This window comes from Vibrio alfacsensis (assembly GCF_019670485.1).
GTDB classification, from domain to species: Bacteria; Pseudomonadota; Gammaproteobacteria; order Enterobacterales; family Vibrionaceae; genus Vibrio; species Vibrio alfacsensis.
Genome location: NZ_AP024165.1, coordinates 1,380,205 through 1,398,209, shown reverse-complemented (window position 1 = coordinate 1,398,209; position 18,005 = coordinate 1,380,205). Strand labels below are relative to the sequence as shown.

The window sequence follows — 18,005 nt, the reverse complement described above, 5'->3', positions numbered from 1 at the left end:
AGAAAGGAATAGCAATGAACCCACAGACACACGATGTTATTTACGAAAGCGATGTTTTTTACGCAAGAAATGCTTTTACTGGCGAAACCCTGCCTACGGCTTTTTCCGTACACGGAAAAGAAGAAGTCGCACAAGCAGCGCACGCTGCCGCAAGAATCGCCCGTGATTTCAGACGGTTGAGTAATGAAAAACGAGCAAGTCTTCTCTGCTCCATCGCTTCAGAGCTTGAAGCGCGCAGCGAAGATATTGTTGCTCGCGCTCATTTAGAAACGGCGCTGCCAGATGCTCGTTTAAAAGGAGAAATTGGTCGCACTGCAAACCAGTTGAGACTCTTTGCTGACGTTGTTAAATCAGGCAGTTATCACCAAGCCATTTTTGACACCCCTAACCCAGAGCGTCAACCGTTACCGAAACCGGATATACGACGCCAACAAATAGCGATTGGGCCAGTCGCGGTCTTTGGCGCCTCTAATTTTCCTTTAGCGTTCTCCGCCGCGGGTGGCGATACCGCTTCTGCATTAGCGGCGGGTTGTCCAGTCATTGTAAAAGGTCACACCGCGCACCCGGGCACCAGTCAGATTGTTGCAGAGTGCATCGAAAAGGCCCTCGATAAAGAGCAGTTACCGCAAGCGATATTTACGCTACTTCAAGGTAATCGCCGCGAACTTGGTCAGGCATTGGTCACACATCCCAAAATCAAAGGCGTTGGATTTACTGGTTCTGTCGGCGGCGGACGTGCCCTATTTAACCTCGCTCAACAAAGACCTGAACCTATCCCTTTCTATGGTGAACTTGGCGCGATAAATCCAACCTTTATTTTGCCTGACGCGATGAAAGCCAATCCATCTCTAGCCGAACAGTTTGTGGCTTCCATGACCATGGGGTGCGGACAATTCTGTACCAAACCTGGCGTGGTATTTGCCATTAACTCCCCAGAGACTCAAGCCTTTATCGAGACTGCACAAGTGTTAGTCCAACAACAATCTCCATCGACACTGCTCACGCATGGTATTAAGGATAACTATCAATCTGAGATCGAGAATCGCAGTGCTGACAAGGGCATTACCGTCACTTACTCCGAAGCGCAGTTACCTAATGTTCCTGCAGCCCTGTTTGTGACGGATAGCAAGCACTGGCGTAGCAATCCTGCATGGGAAGAAGAAATCTTTGGCCCTCAGTCTCTCATCGTGGTCTGTGAAGATTTTGAAGATATGCTTGCACTGAGTGAAACGCTGACGGGATCGTTAACCGCCACCGTCCACGCCAACGCCAAGGACCATTCTCAAGCACAACAATTGATCCCATGTTTAGAAGAAATGTCTGGCCGCCTTGTCTTCAATGGTTGGCCAACGGGTGTTGAAGTTGGTTACGCTATGGTGCACGGAGGGCCATACCCAGCATCAACGCATTCAGCTTCCACTTCCGTTGGGGCTGAAGCCATTCATCGTTGGTTGCGCCCTGTCGCCTATCAAGCACTACCAGAGGCGTTGCTGCCAAACGCCTTGCAAGCAACGAATCCACTGGGCATCCAACGTAGTATTGATGGTTTAGTGAAGTAATCAATAAATAGCTCGAAAAGGCACCAATTGGTGCCTTTTATTTCATGCTACTTCTCAAAACCCAGTTTCACAGTTGGCTTAATCCTAAAAAACAATAAACTAAAGAAATTGGATACAATATTTATTTTAAGGAAGACTTCAATGTCGCAAAAACCTGTTTTTAAAACGCGAACTCAGCTTGTTGAGGAAGCGATTCGTACTCAGATCCTGAAAGGCGAGTTAAAAACTGGTCAGCCTTTACGTCAGGACGCATTGGCAAAAGAGTTCAATGTCAGCCGAATTCCCGTTCGTGAAGCGTTAGTGCAATTAGAAGCACAGGGATTAGTGAGCTTTGAGCCTCACAAAGGGGCGACCGTCACCGAATTATCTCCAGACAAAATCGAAGAGTTGTTTGAACTTAGAGCTGTCGTTGAATGCCACATTCTCGAACGTGCGATTCAGAACATGACCGAAAGCGATCTTGAACGAGCTCGTGAAGTTCGCGAACGTTTTGAATCGGTCGTGAACAGTGGTGATGAGATCGAAGAATGGAGCAACTACAATTACGAGTTTCACAAAGCGTTATACGCTCCTGCAAATATGCCAGAAACCATGGACGTTATTTACAGTTTAAATACGAAGTGCGACCGTTATATACGCATGCAGCTATTATTCACTACCGGCATTCAAAAGGCTGAGCAGGAGCACTTAACTTTGTTTGAAATGTGCCAAAATCGCGATATTGAGGGTGCAAAATACTTATTGAAAAAGCACATCTTAGAAGCAGGCACGGCGATTCGCAATCTGCTTTTAGAAAGACAAAATACCGCCAATTAGTCTCTGTCAGGATAATTTTTTAAATGGAAGTTGGACCAAAATTTCTTCTAGCGGCACTTCGAAAGAAAATCAAAGATGAGGGGCTTTGTTACAGCGCTTTGTCAGAAAAAAGTGGCATTCCTTTATCAAGCATTAAGCGCCATCTTCATAACCCATCCTTAGGGCTTGATAAAATTATGCTCTATTTGAACCATCTCAATACCGATCTTATCGAACTGGCTAACCTAGCTAATCAACTGCAGCATGAAAACGAACAAATGCTGACACAAGAACAAAGTGCGCTATTTCTCGAGCATCCCTACCTGTTAGACTTCATCTATATGGTCACATCTCGCAACCTTGCTCCTAAAGAGATCGCACAAACGTATGGGTTATCTGAGACGAGTTTACGCTTTTATTTGCGCATTGCTGAAATGCTTGGTTATGTTGAAGATTTTGGCGATGGGCTATTTTACCGTTCAGGACGACGTTTTTTGCTGGAAGAGGGTTCTGCGCTCGATTCACTCTTTCGTGAACGCTTTCAAGAAGAGTCACTGTCTCACGAAATAAACCCTGGAATTTGTGTTGGCCGTATCCGTTTGACTGATTCACAACGGCTACAACTAGAGGAAGATGTCTACAACAAATTAATTAAGCTTAATGCAATAAATACATCAAACAATGATGGTTCAGAAACCAATATTATGATGCGCTGTACACCAGGAACGCAGATTTTTTTCTCTGATCACATTCCCAATATAGATGGCGAACTGCTTAAGTATGTAGCACAACTCACCGACAAAAACGCATTAATACATAAGTTAACTGCATTAGATTAGATTTATAGTTTTATCTCATAGCCATGTTTGTATTCGATTTTTCAAACATGGCTGTTCTTCTCTTTATTAAATAACGACTTCTTCTGCAGTAATTACTTGCCCACACTGTGAAACAACCTTATTTCTGCCGTTTAACTTAGCGTGATACAAACATTTATCAACGTTATCTAACAAATAATTAGCGTCATCTGTTTCACTTGGAAGACAGCTATACACACCAATTGAGCTAGTTAACTCGTGCTGCACGCCTTTATTTTCATTTGAAATGAGAATGTTAGCGATTGCCTTACGTGTATCTTCTGCTCGACATACCACTTCTTGGTGGTCTGCTCCGATTATGACCACTAAGAACTCTTCCCCGCCCATCCGAAAAGACGTTTCATCCAATTCGTAAAATTGGTCGGATAACATACTTCCTAACTTGGAAATGGCCTCATCGCCTTTTAGGTGACCAAGTCGATCATTAAGCAATTTAAAATGGTCTATATCAATGAAAACGAAACTAACAATGCTGCTTTCTTTTCTCGCTCTCGATAGCAAATCCGGCATCATCATATTAAAGTAACGGCGATTATATAAACCGGACAACTCATCCGTAATAGCCAGCTTTTGAAGTTTTGTATTGAGTTTTTTAAGTTCTCTTTCAGCAACAAAGCGACGATGTTTTTCTCGAACTAACTCGATCGACTGGGTTGATACTTCAAAGTACATTTTTAAAACGGTATCAGTGACTAACCCGTGTATCCCTTGTAGCGTGTTCAATGCATTGGTTTTAGCCTGGTTCAAAGAACCCGTGCTTTCAAATTCTTTAAGTGCAAGCCCCATTTTCTTGTCATCACCAAGAATATGAAAAACAAGCCATCGAATCAAAAAATGGAGGATATGTTCAATCGATTCTTGCCAGCTTAAAGTTTTCGATTCGGCCTGTATTTTGTTTACATCTTTAACAAATGTGGAATGGCATTGTTGGTGCTCTTCATTCCATTCATCACCCGAAAAACAGCGACTCCACACGCCCTCCTCATAGGCAAAGTGATAATGCGCGTACTCTTTCAAATCATTGAAGATTTCATCAACTTCGACTCGATTATCATAAATCAACGTATTTGCGAGTTTATTAACCAATAAAAACAGATGATGATGTTGTTCATCAACTTTTTTTATTCCAGTTTCGAAGTTGTGATTCCAGGGGAAAATAATCAGTTCAGTATCTGACATACAATTGCATATAAAGAGAGAGTTTCGTAACAAATAGTACCCCAAGTCATTTCAAGTGCAAATAGCCATGATCAATGTAAATTTGGAACCAATAAGACAACTTGTTGAAATAGATTGAAAACTACTTCTTTTAAAATTATTTATTGGACAAAAAAGCGCCACCATTTAGTAGCGCTATTATTAATCTATTGTTGATCTTGTTCAATCTGATATTAGGGGTTTTTAATGTTTATTATTATTTCGTTTTTAACCAATGATCAAACACATTTAACAATCTATCCAGCTCATCAAGCAAGGGCTGCGTATCTGCTACGACATTAGCCATCTTGCTCTGTTCCCAATCTAGAGCAAGCTGGACTAATGTATCTTGCATTAGCATTGAAGCTGAGCCTTTTAAGCGATGTATCACTTGAGATAATTCGGTCCCCTGCTTAATCAAGTCTCGTTCAGAAAAGAAAGAGGTGATCACCACTTCCATGACTTCCTTTTGCTCGTTCAAACCATAATCTGATAACCACACCAAATCCTTATTTTCTTGTTCGGAGCTATCTCCATCATTGCATTTTTCCTGCGTCAAATACGCTTTCAAAACCCAGCTCAGTTCTTCAAGCGTATACGGTTTATAGATGACATGAGACATACCCGCATCGGCGGCTTTCTCAACCACAATTTTAGAATCTTCAGCCGTACACCCAACAACCTTTAGCTCAGATAAGATTGGATTTGAGCGAACCTTTTTAGTCAACTCGTAGCCATCCATATTCGGCATATGACAATCGGTGACAACCAAATCCAATTCAGCGCAGTGCTTTAGAATATAATCGTATGCTTCTACTCCATCTTGGGCAAATGCAGGTTGTAAGCCCAATTTAGAAAACTGCTTACTAAACAACAATCGATTAATTGGATCATCATCTACCACTAAAACATTGCCAGAAAGGCCAAGTTTTGTACTCTCTAAGTCGGTTTTTAGCCTTTCTTCTTGTTTTAGTGCATTAAGAATTAAATCTGGATAAATGTTTCGCCACCCTGTTGGCATTGAGATTGTTGATCCACTTTGGCGAACATTCCAAATCTCCAACCACTTGTTTATTTCAGGGCGATCAGAAACTGCGGCACAATCACTCACATCCAACATAAAAGCATTGTTCGTCGGTAAACTGACTCGCATACAAGAGCCTCGGCCAGAATCCGTTTGGACATCAATGGTCCCTGACATCATTTCAACAATGCTTTTTACGATCGTCAGCCCCAAGCCGGTGCCACCGTATTTTCGAGTTATGGAGACGTCTGCCTGAGCAAATGGGGTAAAGATTCGCGATAATTGCGCTTTACTCATACCACAACCAGTATCACTCACCTCGATGTCTAATCGATCCCGAGTTAAGGCCACCTGCACCGTGATCTCCCCCTCTTGAGTGAACTTTACGGCGTTACTAAGCAAGTTATTCAGCACTTGTACGACACGTAACCAATCGAGCCTAGCCATAGAATATGGCGTTAAACTCCAATTAACCGTGAAACCGACGTGTTTCATCACTGCATTCGATTCGTAGGTACGCAGTATCGGCCCTAGCTCCGAATAAACGTTGCCATTTCTCGCATCAAGATGAAACTGATTCGCTTCTATTTTTGATATGTCTAATATGTCATTGACGAGCAACCTCAAACGGTTTGCGGATGTTTGTGCATTTGACAGCAATTCAATGTTTTCAGTACTTTCTACTTTGCCATCCATCAATTCCATCAAGCCAATCATTGCCGCTATAGGCGTTCTCAACTCATGACTAATGGTCGCTAAAAACAGATCGCGTGACTTTATTGCTTTTAATGCTTTCTTGTTCGAATCTTCTAATTTTTGTTTCTGCTTTTCCAATTTGGTGTAATCATCAAAAACCATCAAACGATAACGTTTATCGTCATTCATACCACTTATTTCATCTTCAATGATTCGTAAGTGACGGTGTGAATAACTGCATTGGCAGACATGTCCACTTACACCATCAAACTTATTCCCTTGATATTTAAGCAAGCATTGACCGGTTTTAAAATTGCCACAACGCATTCCATGTTTATTAAATGCTTTGTTAGACAGTACCAAAGCATTCGACTCATCATAGATCGCTATCATGCTTGGCAAGCGGTCAAGTAAATCACTCAACCATTTTAGGCGTTTAGCATTTTGATGCGCAACTTCGTCTGCTTTTAACAGCGATTTTGACAATCGATTGGCTTGAGTTTGATAACCCACCAACACCAGTAAAAACAGTGACAATGTGGCGAGTGCACCAATTACAATATCCGATTTATCATAGCCATATTGAGCGGTCACTCGATGATGTTTGAGTTGTAACAGTTCCACTTCATTGGCACTGATCAATTTAAGCACATCATTCATTATCGATTGCAGCAATGTACCGTTTGAATCTAGCTCAAACCCTAGCTTCATGCGAAATGTATTCATGTTCCCATTCAAAACAATGTTGTAGACTTTTCGGCTATCGTCATACGCATAATTTTCCACAACATAAGTTGGGACGTATGCATAGTCCACTTGCCCTTTTTCCATTGCATCAATTATTGATAAATAGTCGTCATATAGGATGGGGATATCAATTGGGCTAAATACTTTGTTTAATAAAATGCGTCTGGTGCGATCTAATACTGCGGTTGACCCGTGACCAGATTTGTTTTTTGATTCAATCTTTACCCAATTAATCTCGCCAAACGCGTGAGTGAAAATAAAACCCTCTCTCTCAACATCAATAATGGCTGGAATAAGATCGACAACATTTGCGTCCAGCATTTCAACCGAAGATCGGCCATTTTTAGGTACATACTCAAACTGGATGCCACTTTTTCTCGACATCAACGCCATCAAATCATGAATTTGACCGACCTGTTTATTCGTATTCACATCCTTGTACGAAAACGGTCGCATATTTTCATCAATGGTATAACGAATGACACCACGACCATATTCAAGATGCAGCGCTTTTAACAAAGCCTCTTTACCTAACGGATCGATCAAAGTATGTTGATTTTTGTCTAACGATGGTCGTACCTCGGTTAAGTACTGATTCACTTGCTCAAGTAACTGCGTATTTGATTTGGCTATTGCTATTGAAGCCTCAAAATCTGGTAATGGACTGAAGTAATTGATATATCCTACCCATTCGCCGAATGTACGTTCTGATAAATACTGCTCTGCCGATACAACATCGGTATAGATGGCATCAATATTTCCCTGAGAAAGTGCCTGCATTAACAAGCGTTCGGTCTTGTAGACAGTGAGATCGGGCACTTGCAACTCAGACAAAAGATCGCAGTAAATTGAAGAACGAACGCACCCCCAACGCAATGTATTTATCGGCTTAGACTTGAGTTTTGAGTGGTAGAACCAAACCACCGATCGCAGATCAAAAATTGGTTGGCTGTAATTAAAGTATTTTGCCCCGTCGAGGGTTTTGGTGTAACCCACCGCTAAATCCACTTCACCCAAATACAAAGCTTTGAGTAGATCATCTCGTTCACGGAAAAAACGGTGTGACACTGTCGCGTCAATAGAAGCAGCAAAACGCTCCACAACATCGGCATAATTACTGTGATTTTCCCCAATACTGGCGGGCTTCCACAAATACTTATGTGCGTCATATTGACGACCAATCACAAGCTGTTGTGTGTCTTCATTTTGGGGAGAGATTGAGGTAGCAAATGTTTGACTAGCAAGTAGTACAGAGGACAGCAGTAAGAGAAGCAAGCGCTTCATGGTTTACATCCATTTATAATTTATCTTTTTACATTATCTCTGTTTATAAATCGCCTCTCTAGGCATATCGTCACTAAATATTTTTGTGCTCATGATAAAATCTAACCTCGCAAACAAACATGCCGTCGATAAAAATCAACGGCATGTTTATGGGGTATAACCTTACTTTACTTGAGTTCAATCCACGCTTTACGTTGCAGTTTATCCATATACGACCACGCCATAAAGCGACTGACCTTTTGACCTTGACTCATCTCTATGACACGAATCGCTTTCACGCCCAGATTTTCTAATTGCTTACGCATTGGGCGAACATTGTCTTTCTTAGAAATCAACGTGGTAAACCAAAGCACTTGTGCTCCAAACGCTTGGCTTTCATTAGCCATTTTACGAATAAAGGCCGCTTCTCCACCCTCACACCAAAGCTCCGCATTTTGCCCGCCAAAATTTAACGTCGGCGTATTGGCTTTCACTGGGTTTATTTGAGTTTTTACGCCTTTTTTACGCTGATTGGCTTTCAAGTTGTCGAGCTTACGTTGACTCCCCATCGAAGCTTCTTCTGCCGAGCGGTGAAAAGGCGGGTTGCACGTCGTCACATCGAAGCGATCATTCGGCTGAATAACACCACGATAAATATAAGCGTTACTCGCTTGTTCAACGAGCTTAATCTTGCCGTTTAATGACCCATTACGATCGACAATCGCCTGTGCAGATTCAATGGATTTAGGATCGACATCGCTGCCTACGTATTGCCAACCATATTGTGAGACACCAACGATAGGATAAATGCAATTCGCGCCCACGCCGACATCCAGCGCTTGAACATGACGATGTGGATACTTGCCTTTTACCTCGCCATCAAGCAATTCTGCAACACGATGTATGTAATCAGCACGACCAGGAATCGGTGGACACAAATAGTGTTCCGGAATGTCCCAATATTCGATATCGTAGTACGCAGCAAGCAGTGCTTTGTTCAGCATTTTTACTGCTTTCGGATCCGAGAAGTTGATCGAATCTTCCCCTTTCGGGTTCTTAATAACAAATGGTTTTAACCGAGGCTCTGCTGCGATTAATTTGTTGAAATCATAACGACCTCGATGGGCATTACGCTCATGCAAACCACTCTTAGCCACCTTAAAAAATTCTACTTCGCTCTTTTCTTTCAACCCTTTTGCTTTCATCGCAGGCTTATTCTTCACACGCTTTGGCTTGGCATTCGTTGCTTCTTTGCCCGACTTAGATTTCACGGTTTTCGGTTGAGCTTGTTTCGCGTTGTGATTATTGTTTTTCATTCGAGTTCGCTTTTAAATCGAGATAAATCATAAATAAACGAGCATCAAATTCGAGTTGGTGATACTCAGGTTCCATATAGCAGCAAAGTTGGTAAAACGCTTTATCGTGATTTTTCTCACGCGTGTGCGCCAACTCATGCACAACCAGCATTCTCAATAACGGTTCTGGCGCCTCTTTAAACACATTCGCAATACGGATCTCGTTCTTCGATTTCAGTTTACCGCCATGATTTCGGCTAATCACACTGTGCAATCCGAGGGCATTGTTCACCACATGAATTTTCTTATCGTAGACCACTTTACTGATGGGAGCGGCTTTCTTCATGTAACGATTTTTGATCGCGATGGCATACTCGTAGAGCGCCTTTTCACTTTTAATTTGGTGTTGGTCTGGATAACGTTTTTCGAACCAAGGAATAAACTTACCATTGTCTACCGCTGAGCTTACTTGCTCGACAATGTTTTGCGGATAACCTTGTATGTATCGAAGTGACGGATGCATGAATATAAAGTCTGCTATGACAAAGGAAAGGCGCTAAATATACCTGAGATGAGCAAGAGTTTCATCTTAGGTTTCAGCTTTCCTTTATCACTAAACCTCGTTAAACTTCGCCTCCCGACGATAATGGAGAGAAATTGAATGAAACGTGTCGTTCTTTATGTCAAAGACAAGTGTCCTCACTGCAAAGATGCTCAACGTTATCTTGATTCGAAAAACATTGTTTACCGCTTGTGCAATGCGAAAATGCAACGCGGTCGTAAAGAGTTAGATGCGCTTGGCGTACGCTCGGTGCCAGTGTTAAAAATTGGGGATCGATTAATGATCGGTTGGAACCCAAAAAACTTCGAAAAGATGTACGGCAACAATTGATCGCTAACGATCCGCTCTAAAGACGTCTATTTAAACAAGCCCGATTTTAAGACAACCACTTTGAAGGGCTTCTGAATCAAGGTATTTGAACCCGAATTAGAAGCTCTTTTTATCAAACATATCGCTTTATAAAGTCGATGAACGTACGATCGGCAATCGACAAATAACCTTGCTTTCGCCATGCCAGCGCCAAATCCAACTTAACGGGCGGATCAAATGGAATACCCACCACATCACGCTCATGTTGCGTCACTAACTCCAGTAATGCGGTGATCGCAAACTCCTGCCTTACAATGCTCAGGATTAACGGCAACAAGTTCGTTTCAAAGGAAGACTTCACCGTAAATCCATGCTCTTTACTCACCTGATCCAAAAATTCTCGGTGAAAATAGCCATGTTGAAACATCACCAAATCGTGCTCAAAAAACGCTTCAAACTGCACACTGATCTGCTGAGCCAGTTCGTGATCTGGTGCAACAACTGCCACCATCTGACTGGTAAACAAGTGGTCGGTTTCCAGATCATCAGGTACGTTATCACAACTTATCACGCCGATATCCAACTGCCCATTGAGCAACATATTCCGAATGGATTGCGTTCCCGCTTCTACCAACGTCAGTTTTAGATCTGGGTACTGACTTTTAAATGCCATCACAATCCTAGGAAAAAAGTAACTGCCCATCATAGACGGTGTGCCTAACCGTACTTCCCCCTTGGTTAAGCCTTTAAGTTCATTGATAGCCAGTTGAGCATCATGTAACTGTTGTATTACTCTTTTGGCGTGTAGAAGCAGTGTCTCCCCCTCTTTGGTTAGGCTAATTTTTTTGTCATCTCGCCTAAATAACGTCACTCCCAAAGATTGTTCAAACTTCTTAATAGAAATGCTCAATGCAGGTTGAGCAATGTGCAGAGCTTTAGCCGCATGAGTCACGTTGCCGTGCTCTGCTACCGCCAAAAAATGTTTAAGCTGTTTCGATTCCATGAGATCAAAAATATATACCCACCATATTTTTAATATATTTTTTCAATCCTCGTAGAACTGATAAATTGATCACAGTTCTCAGACTTACTCCCTTTAGGCAGGACATATGATCCGTTTTGGCACTCCGGAATATTCACGCATCACGCTCTCACTCGCGCTTGGTTCTTTTTTGGTGTTTTCTAACCTGTATCTGCTTCAGCCCATGCTGCCAAGCTTTGCTGCCCATTTCACGATTTCAGAAACACAAGTGAATTGGTTGTTTGCTTCCACAACTCTAGCACTCTCTTTTAGTTTGGTTCCGATGGCGGTTCTTTCGGAGTCGATTGGCCGTAAACCTGTGATGATGTTTGGCTTATTCTCAATACCCGTGCTATCAGCGTTGATGCTCTTTGGTGATTCATTTCTTTTCTTGGTCATGTGTCGTGCACTTATCGGTATCGCTCTGGCCGCATTCGCCGCTGTTGCGGTGGCCTACATGGCGGAAGAGTTAGACCAACATGCGTTCTCGATGGCGATTGGCACTTACATTGCTGCCAACTCTCTCGGAGGCATCGCGGGACGAATTAGCGGTGGGCTATTAGCAGACAACTTTAGCGTACACATCGCAATTGAAGTGATGATGGTCGTCACGCTCATTGGCGTTGCCAGTGTTCAATACTTACTGCCGAAACAACGAAACTTTACGCCATCATCCAACACGTTAAGGCATCAGCACCGTGCTATTGCTGGCCACTTTAAGAACCCAAAAGTATGGTTTGCGATGCTGATTGGCGGCTTAAATTTCGCCTTGTTTGTTAACCTCTATTCCGTGATGGGGTTTCGCTTAGTTGCAGCACCACATAACATACCGGTCGGTTTGGCTTCACTTATCTTTATCTGTTATTTAGGGGGGACGTTTTCATCCCGATGTGCAGGCCATTGGAGCAAGCGTTACTCCGCGATTGTCGGGATGTTGCTTGGCGCAGTAGTTAGTATGGCCGGTATGTGGATCGCAGCGTTTGAAAGTATTGCAGCAATGCTTATTGGGCTTTTGATGATCAGCTTTGGCGCATTTTTTACTCACACCTTAGCTTATGGTTGGGTCGGACAAACCGCAACACATAACAAAGCGACGGCAACGGCACTGTATTTAGTTCATTACTATATTGGTGGCAGCTTGGGTGGTTTCTTATTACTGTATTGTTGGCAACATGGCGGTTGGCCTAGCGTTTTAATCGGTGGAAGCATGCTATACATCGCCATGTTCGCTACGATTCTCTATTTAAAACGCATGAGTAAACAGCATGGAGAAGGTGAACCTACGAATATGACTCGCTTGGAAAGAAGCTAAATCTTGGAAAGAAGCTAGATAATGCTATGCTTGCGCCACACTCATAACTATAAAGTCGTATGCTAATGCGCTCAACACAAGAAATACCAAATACCGATATCAACACCATCACTCAACAAGTCGACCAATGGCTCAATGATGTAGTGATTGGGTTAAACTTATGTCCCTTTGCAGCGAAACCGCAACGGAACAAACAGATTAAGATTTTCGTCAGTGAGGCAAATCAAGAAGAAACCTTACTTGAAGATATCTTATTACAGTTGATTGAACTCAATAACACCGAGCCCAAAAAGTTGGAAACTACGCTCGTTGTGGTACCTAACATGCTGCAGGATTTTTGGGACTATAACTTCTTTATCGATTGGGTTGAGGGGTTAATCAAGCAACAAGATTGGGAAGGTATTTTCCAAGTAGCAACATTCCATCCAGACTATTGTTTTGGTGGTTCAGAACCGGCAGATGACGAGAATCTCACAAACCGGTCACCTTACCCTGTATTCCATCTTATTCGTGAAGAAAGCATGGAAAAAGTACTCAAACACTACCCAGATCCAGAGTCGATTCCAGAGACCAATATTGCTCGAGTTTCGTCCCTAACTGAAGATGAACGTAAGAAGCTCTTTCCTTACTTGTTTCGCTAACCAATCTCTACTCTGGATAATTTAAGCCCAACACATAGGGTTTATTTTTCTTTCTCCGGTTAATTTTTGATCGAGAAAGATCAACAGACCCTATAGGCAGATTTCTAACCAGTTAGAATCGGAACACTTGGGGATCAAAGTTCGGTTTGATATGATTGCGACCTCAATTGATTCAATGGACATTAGAATGCAACTGTCAAAGCTAACCCAAGAGATTTTTGATCACTTATACCGTGACATCACCGAGTTCCGTAGCACATTCGACCTACCAGTCGCAGATGTCGCAAGCCTAGACGCACAGGCAGACACGTTACACACGTCTCTAGCGATCGAAGAGTTGACCGAACTAGCAGAAGCAGATTGCAAGACAGAACAAGCTGACGCAATCATCGACAGCGTTTATGTTTTAATGGGCCGCCTAGTACATCTTGGCGACAGCAAAGTTGAAGACAATCTAGCAATCAGCTACCTAATCGATCTATTGCTTAACGTTGCAGTAAACCGTGGTATCGACTTTATTCCTTGCTGGGATGAAGTACACTCCAGCAACATGAGCAAAGTGTGCCGCAACGAAAAAGAATACGCAGAAACAGAAGCATTCTACGCAGAACAAGGCATCAAATTAATGGCCGTTCAAAAAGGCGAGTACATCATCGCTAAATGTGCCGAAGACTTTGTCTCTGAGGGTAAAACGGTTCGTAAAGGCAAAGTACTAAAATCGGTTTACTACCGCCCTGCCGATCTTAAGCCGCTGACGCAATAAATATAGAATATCAATTCGATATCTTACATTTAAAAACGCTCACCTTTCGTGAGCGTTTTTTTATTCTTTTCCTACCCTTTGCCTGGTGAGCCTAACGCTAACTTGATTTTGACCATTCCCATTCATGCTTCAATAAATTAGACTCGAGTAACGTCGCTAGATTGTTTGAATTAATGAGAAAAGGAATGCCCATGAGCTCAAGTATGATCCTTACCGAGTCACTGATCGAAAGTGGTCGAGATATCCCACTAAAAGAGCTGCTGTATGCAAAACGCGTACTTGATAACTACATGGCAGTAGCGAAAGAAAGCAGTCCATTAGAACTACTGGCTGAAATGAAAACAGCGGCGAAACAGGTGGATTACTTCACGTCTGACAATACGCCTTGTGAGGCACGAAACGTTATTTGCCAAATGATAAGCGAAATTGAAAGCGCCACATCTTTTGAAGATTTTAAAACACTGGCAGGTAAACCCTCACTTGCGCTCAACGAACTCATTGAAGATAGAGCACAACTGATTAAGCATGAACGTGAATTGCTCCTTGCCTCTGGTTATGATGCCTCTCGTATCTAGCAATTGTGCGTGATATGCGCCAATTTTCTAATTCAGAACGAGTATAACGCTCGAAAACAACAAAGGAGCTCATTGAGCTCCTTTACTTATACTAATCCGCTTTGTTCATGCTAATCTGTTTTGCCTATGCCAATCTACATTGCTTATGCTGTGGCTCATTAAAGGCCAAAAAGGCCAAAAGTCACAGTCCTAAGTTATCCGATAGCTCTTTAATTTGTTGTAAATCCATTTTGTGGACTTCAATAAGCTGGTCAACTTGGCTCAAGCGGGAATTCGCTTCATCATGCTTATCACAAGCATCAGATTTTACATCCCAAGATTTCCCCTCAAGAAAAACATCACATTCTCTCTTCAGTTTTTCGATTTTAGGAAGTAGCGCCACACGCTCTTTTTGCAATGATTCAAGCTCTTGAGAAATCTGGAGTTCTTTTTGGAACACTTCGCGGGAACGCTCGAACATCGTCGCTTGTATATCCGCCTGACGGTTTAATTTATCGTTTTCACTCTTCGTACTGCTTAGCTTAGTTTTTTGCTCTTTCACCTGAGATTCAAGTGATAGATTCACCTTTTCTACTTCAGTTAATTGTTCTTGAAGTGCTTGCAGCTCCGCTTTATGTGTTTGTTCTTTTTCTGCCAATAACACCGCTAGCTTTTCTTCGATCTCTTTGTCTAACCCTGCTTCACGTGTCTTAACTTGAGAGGCCAAGTTTGATTTATCTTGAGCTAGCGATTGATACTTTTCTTCCAGCACTTGATAAGTAGACTCCCACTTATTCGCGGTTAGTACAGAGCCAGCTAATCCCCCAAAAGCTAGACCTAATACTGCCGCAATCGCGATATAAATCTGGGTACGCTTATCGCGTTCTTCAATGACAACTACTTCGTCTTGTTCTTCAATTTTATTATGAGAAGTCACAGCATTTTACTCCAAGGACTCTACTGATTTTGCTAGCGAGTGAGTTCCGCAATCATGATAGACGCGGTATAAATCAAAAACGCACTGATCAATGTAATGATGGTCACTTTTTGAACTTTTTCATTTGTGCGATAGCGAAAAAGCACAAACGCCAAAACAATCAATACCGCAATAGCTAACAATCTGGTCATATCGCCTCCTTGCCCAGCATTAACAACGTATCTGATTCCATAGATAGGCTCTTGAGAAATCATTGTAACTCATTTCTACGTTACTTATGGTCAACTTAGCGTAGAAATTAAAGTAATTCTCCCCTGTCTGATCAATTTTTCATCCTAAACTGAACAACTTATCACTTTTTACCCTGCCTCCTATTGGAAAACCGAATCAATCTTCTCCATAAAATAAGTGTGGAAATAAGAACAACAAAACATAGTTTTTCCAACAAATGTACGATTGCCCCAACCTACTACCAGCAGTTCTGAAGAATGGTCGTGGAAATAAATCTTCATTTGGGTGTTGAATTGGTAAAAAAACATGATAGAGTTCACACGTTAATGATGACCAGCATCATTAACTAACCTTTACTCATTTATTTGAGTAAATGTTCCGATGAAGACTGCAGGAGAGAGGTTATTAACCAAAACTTAACATTTGGTTAGAGTAACCCGCCGAAGAATTAACTATTTCAGGTGCTACCTAGGTAGCAGGGACTGTAGTTGGAGGAACCTCTGGAGAGAACCGTTAAATCGGTCGCCGAAGGAGCAAGTCCCGCACATCTGTGTGGGGTGAAACTCTCAGGCAAAAGGACAGAGGAGTGGAAAGTAACAACCTAACTATTGTTTGGCGTTCCCGCCTTCTTTTAACATAGCTTGGCTCTATTAGAGATCCATGATCTCGACCTTTCCCTCTTCTCCTTATTAGTTGTTTTATTAAGGGGAAATCATGAACGACCTATATTCTTTACTTCAAACCATTGATAATTTTGTCTGGGGTCCACCACTGCTAATTTTGCTAGTGGGTACCGGTGTTTACTTCACTTTTAGCCTAGGCTTGATCCAGTTTAAGCACCTACCGACTGCGTTAGCGATGGTATTTCGTAAAGATAAGTCATCTGATAAACAGGGTGACGTTTCTAGCTTTGCAGCACTGTGTACTGCACTTTCTGCAACTATCGGTACTGGTAACATCGTCGGTGTTGCTACTGCAATTAAACTTGGTGGTCCGGGTGCCCTATTCTGGATGTGGCTTGCAGCCCTATTCGGTATGGCAACAAAGTACGCTGAGTGTCTACTTGCAGTAAAATATCGCCGTGTTGACGATAAAGGCCAAATGATTGGCGGCCCTATGTACTACCTACAATATGGTGTTGGCTCTAAAGCGCTCGCCATCATGTTTGCGGTATTCGCTTTAGGTGTTGCTTGTTTTGGTATTGGTACCTTCCCACAAGTTAACGCAATCCTTGATGCAAGTGAAATATCTCTTGGTGTAGACCGTGATTTAGCCGCTTTCATCCTGACGCTATTAGTGGCGTTTGTCACACTAGGTGGTATCAAATCGATTGCAAGTGTGGCAGGTAAAGTTGTACCAGCCATGGCTGTATTCTACGTGTTAGCATGCTTGAGTGTGATCATCATGAATGCCGACCAGTTGCTTAACGCAATTGAGTTGGTGTTGGTGTCTGCTTTCACCTCTACCGCTGCAACAGGTGGTTTCTTGGGTGCGAGTATTATGCTGGCTATCCAATCAGGTATTGCTCGTGGCGTATTCTCGAACGAATCTGGTTTGGGTAGTGCACCAATGGCAGCCGCAGCCGCGAAAACAGACTCTTGTGTTGAACAAGGTTTGATTTCAATGACGGGTACTTTCTTCGATACCATCATCATTTGTACCATGACAGGCCTTGCTCTGATCCTTACTGGAGCATGGCAAAGTGACCTAGCTGGTGCAGCGATGACAACCCACGCGTTTGCGGTTGGTCTAAATGCAGAAACATTTGGTCCTATGCTGGTATCGATTGGTCTCATGTTCTTTGCATTTACTACTATCTTGGGTTGGAACTACTACGGCGAACGCTGTGTTGTGTTCCTACTTGGTACAAAAGCAGTGCTACCATACAAACTTATCTTTGTGGGTTTGGTTGCCTCTGGTGCGTTCTTTCACCTAGATATGATTTGGCTATTGGCTGATATCGTAAACGGATTAATGGCAATTCCGAACCTTATTGGTTTGATTGCACTTCGTCACGTTGTATTAGAAGAAACCAAACTGTTCTTCAAACCATCTTCTCAATCGGATGATTTTGACGCAGTAAAAGCATAATTGGCATAGACAACCAATTACTAGAAATTGATTTGCTAAGAACGAAATTGCTAGAAACGAATAGCCCGCTGATGATTCAGCGGGCTATTTACGTTATCGGTGAAGGTTTGTTGTTTAAACGCTCCCAAAT

The 18,005-nt window shown here is 42.4% G+C and carries 16 protein-coding genes and 2 riboswitches; of the genes, 9 read left to right on the top strand and 7 right to left on the bottom strand.

The window, feature by feature from the left end; genetic code table 11:
• Window positions 1-14 precede the first annotated feature (14 nt).
• The 3 genes from VA249_RS06810 to VA249_RS06800 all read left to right on the top strand — a co-directional run bounded on the left by VA249_RS06810 (window position 15) and on the right by VA249_RS06800 (window position 3,193).
• Complete coding sequence (locus tag VA249_RS06810; RefSeq protein ID WP_221069521.1) at window positions 15-1,559, top strand: aldehyde dehydrogenase (NADP(+)); 1,545 nt, start codon at window positions 15-17, stop codon at window positions 1,557-1,559.
• Between the two features lie 141 nt (window positions 1,560-1,700).
• Window positions 1,701-2,375: a GntR family transcriptional regulator gene (locus VA249_RS06805; RefSeq protein ID WP_221069336.1), complete on the top strand. Its 675-nt coding sequence runs from the start codon at window positions 1,701-1,703 to the stop codon at window positions 2,373-2,375.
• A gap of 23 nt (window positions 2,376-2,398) precedes the next feature.
• A complete protein-coding gene (locus VA249_RS06800; RefSeq protein ID WP_221069519.1) occupies window positions 2,399-3,193 on the top strand; it encodes a transcriptional regulator in 795 nt (264 codons plus the stop codon).
• Window positions 3,194-3,259: 66 nt separating this feature from the next.
• Here VA249_RS06800 and VA249_RS06795 read toward each other — a convergent pair whose 3' ends face one another.
• The 4 genes from VA249_RS06795 to VA249_RS06780 form a co-directional block, all read right to left on the bottom strand.
• Complete coding sequence (locus VA249_RS06795) at window positions 3,260-4,411, bottom strand: GGDEF domain-containing protein (protein WP_221069340.1); 1,152 nt, start codon at window positions 4,409-4,411, stop codon at window positions 3,260-3,262.
• A 235-nt stretch (window positions 4,412-4,646) separates the two neighbouring features.
• A complete protein-coding gene (locus VA249_RS06790) occupies window positions 4,647-8,180 on the bottom strand; it encodes an ATP-binding protein (protein WP_221069517.1) in 3,534 nt (1,177 codons plus the stop codon).
• Between the two features lie 167 nt (window positions 8,181-8,347).
• Entirely contained in the window at window positions 8,348-9,475 is a 1,128-nt protein-coding gene (rlmF, locus tag VA249_RS06785; RefSeq protein WP_221069515.1) for a 23S rRNA (adenine(1618)-N(6))-methyltransferase RlmF, read from the bottom strand.
• Window positions 9,462-9,977, bottom strand: a complete 516-nt coding sequence (locus VA249_RS06780; RefSeq protein WP_221069346.1) for a M48 metallopeptidase family protein — start codon at window positions 9,975-9,977, stop codon at window positions 9,462-9,464. Before VA249_RS06780 ends, rlmF begins: the two co-directional genes overlap by 14 nt.
• Before the next feature lie 138 nt (window positions 9,978-10,115).
• Between VA249_RS06780 and VA249_RS06775 the strand changes: the two genes are divergently transcribed.
• Window positions 10,116-10,346: a glutaredoxin family protein gene (locus VA249_RS06775; protein ID WP_211919249.1), complete on the top strand. Its 231-nt coding sequence runs from the start codon at window positions 10,116-10,118 to the stop codon at window positions 10,344-10,346.
• A 112-nt stretch (window positions 10,347-10,458) separates the two neighbouring features.
• Here the strand turns inward: VA249_RS06775 and VA249_RS06770 are convergent, their stop codons facing one another.
• Entirely contained in the window at window positions 10,459-11,328 is an 870-nt protein-coding gene (locus VA249_RS06770) for a LysR family transcriptional regulator (RefSeq protein WP_221069348.1), read from the bottom strand.
• Window positions 11,329-11,434: 106 nt separating this feature from the next.
• Between VA249_RS06770 and VA249_RS06765 the strand changes: the two genes are divergently transcribed.
• The 4 genes from VA249_RS06765 (at window position 11,435) to VA249_RS06750 (ending at window position 14,637) form a co-directional block, all read left to right on the top strand.
• Window positions 11,435-12,658: an MFS transporter gene (locus tag VA249_RS06765; RefSeq protein WP_221069512.1), complete on the top strand. Its 1,224-nt coding sequence runs from the start codon at window positions 11,435-11,437 to the stop codon at window positions 12,656-12,658.
• A 59-nt stretch (window positions 12,659-12,717) separates the two neighbouring features.
• Window positions 12,718-13,299, top strand: coding sequence for a DUF1415 domain-containing protein (locus tag VA249_RS06760; protein WP_221069352.1), 582 nt, complete (start codon window positions 12,718-12,720; stop codon window positions 13,297-13,299).
• 187 nt (window positions 13,300-13,486) lie between these two features.
• Entirely contained in the window at window positions 13,487-14,062 is a 576-nt protein-coding gene (locus VA249_RS06755) for a nucleoside triphosphate pyrophosphohydrolase family protein (RefSeq protein WP_211919257.1), read from the top strand.
• Between the two features lie 191 nt (window positions 14,063-14,253).
• Window positions 14,254-14,637 (top strand): hypothetical protein, encoded by a 384-nt coding sequence (locus tag VA249_RS06750; protein WP_221069510.1) that lies wholly within the window; start codon window positions 14,254-14,256, stop codon window positions 14,635-14,637.
• Window positions 14,638-14,818: 181 nt separating this feature from the next.
• Here VA249_RS06750 and VA249_RS06745 read toward each other — a convergent pair whose 3' ends face one another.
• Together VA249_RS06745 and VA249_RS06740 are read right to left on the bottom strand one after the other, a co-directional pair.
• Window positions 14,819-15,553: a chromosome partitioning protein ParA gene (locus VA249_RS06745; protein ID WP_221069508.1), complete on the bottom strand. Its 735-nt coding sequence runs from the start codon at window positions 15,551-15,553 to the stop codon at window positions 14,819-14,821.
• Window positions 15,554-15,585: 32 nt separating this feature from the next.
• Window positions 15,586-15,744, bottom strand: coding sequence for a hypothetical protein (locus VA249_RS06740; RefSeq protein WP_128810983.1), 159 nt, complete (start codon window positions 15,742-15,744; stop codon window positions 15,586-15,588).
• Window positions 15,745-16,165: 421 nt separating this feature from the next.
• A riboswitch (glycine riboswitch) is annotated at window positions 16,166-16,279 on the top strand.
• 2 nt (window positions 16,280-16,281) lie between these two features.
• Window positions 16,282-16,369, top strand: a riboswitch (glycine riboswitch).
• A 129-nt stretch (window positions 16,370-16,498) separates the two neighbouring features.
• Here VA249_RS06740 and VA249_RS06735 point away from each other — a divergent pair.
• The gene (locus VA249_RS06735) at window positions 16,499-17,875 is read left to right on the top strand and encodes an alanine/glycine:cation symporter family protein (RefSeq protein WP_221069507.1); all 1,377 of its coding nucleotides are present in this window, start codon (window positions 16,499-16,501) and stop codon (window positions 17,873-17,875) included.
• Window positions 17,876-18,005 lie beyond the last annotated feature (130 nt).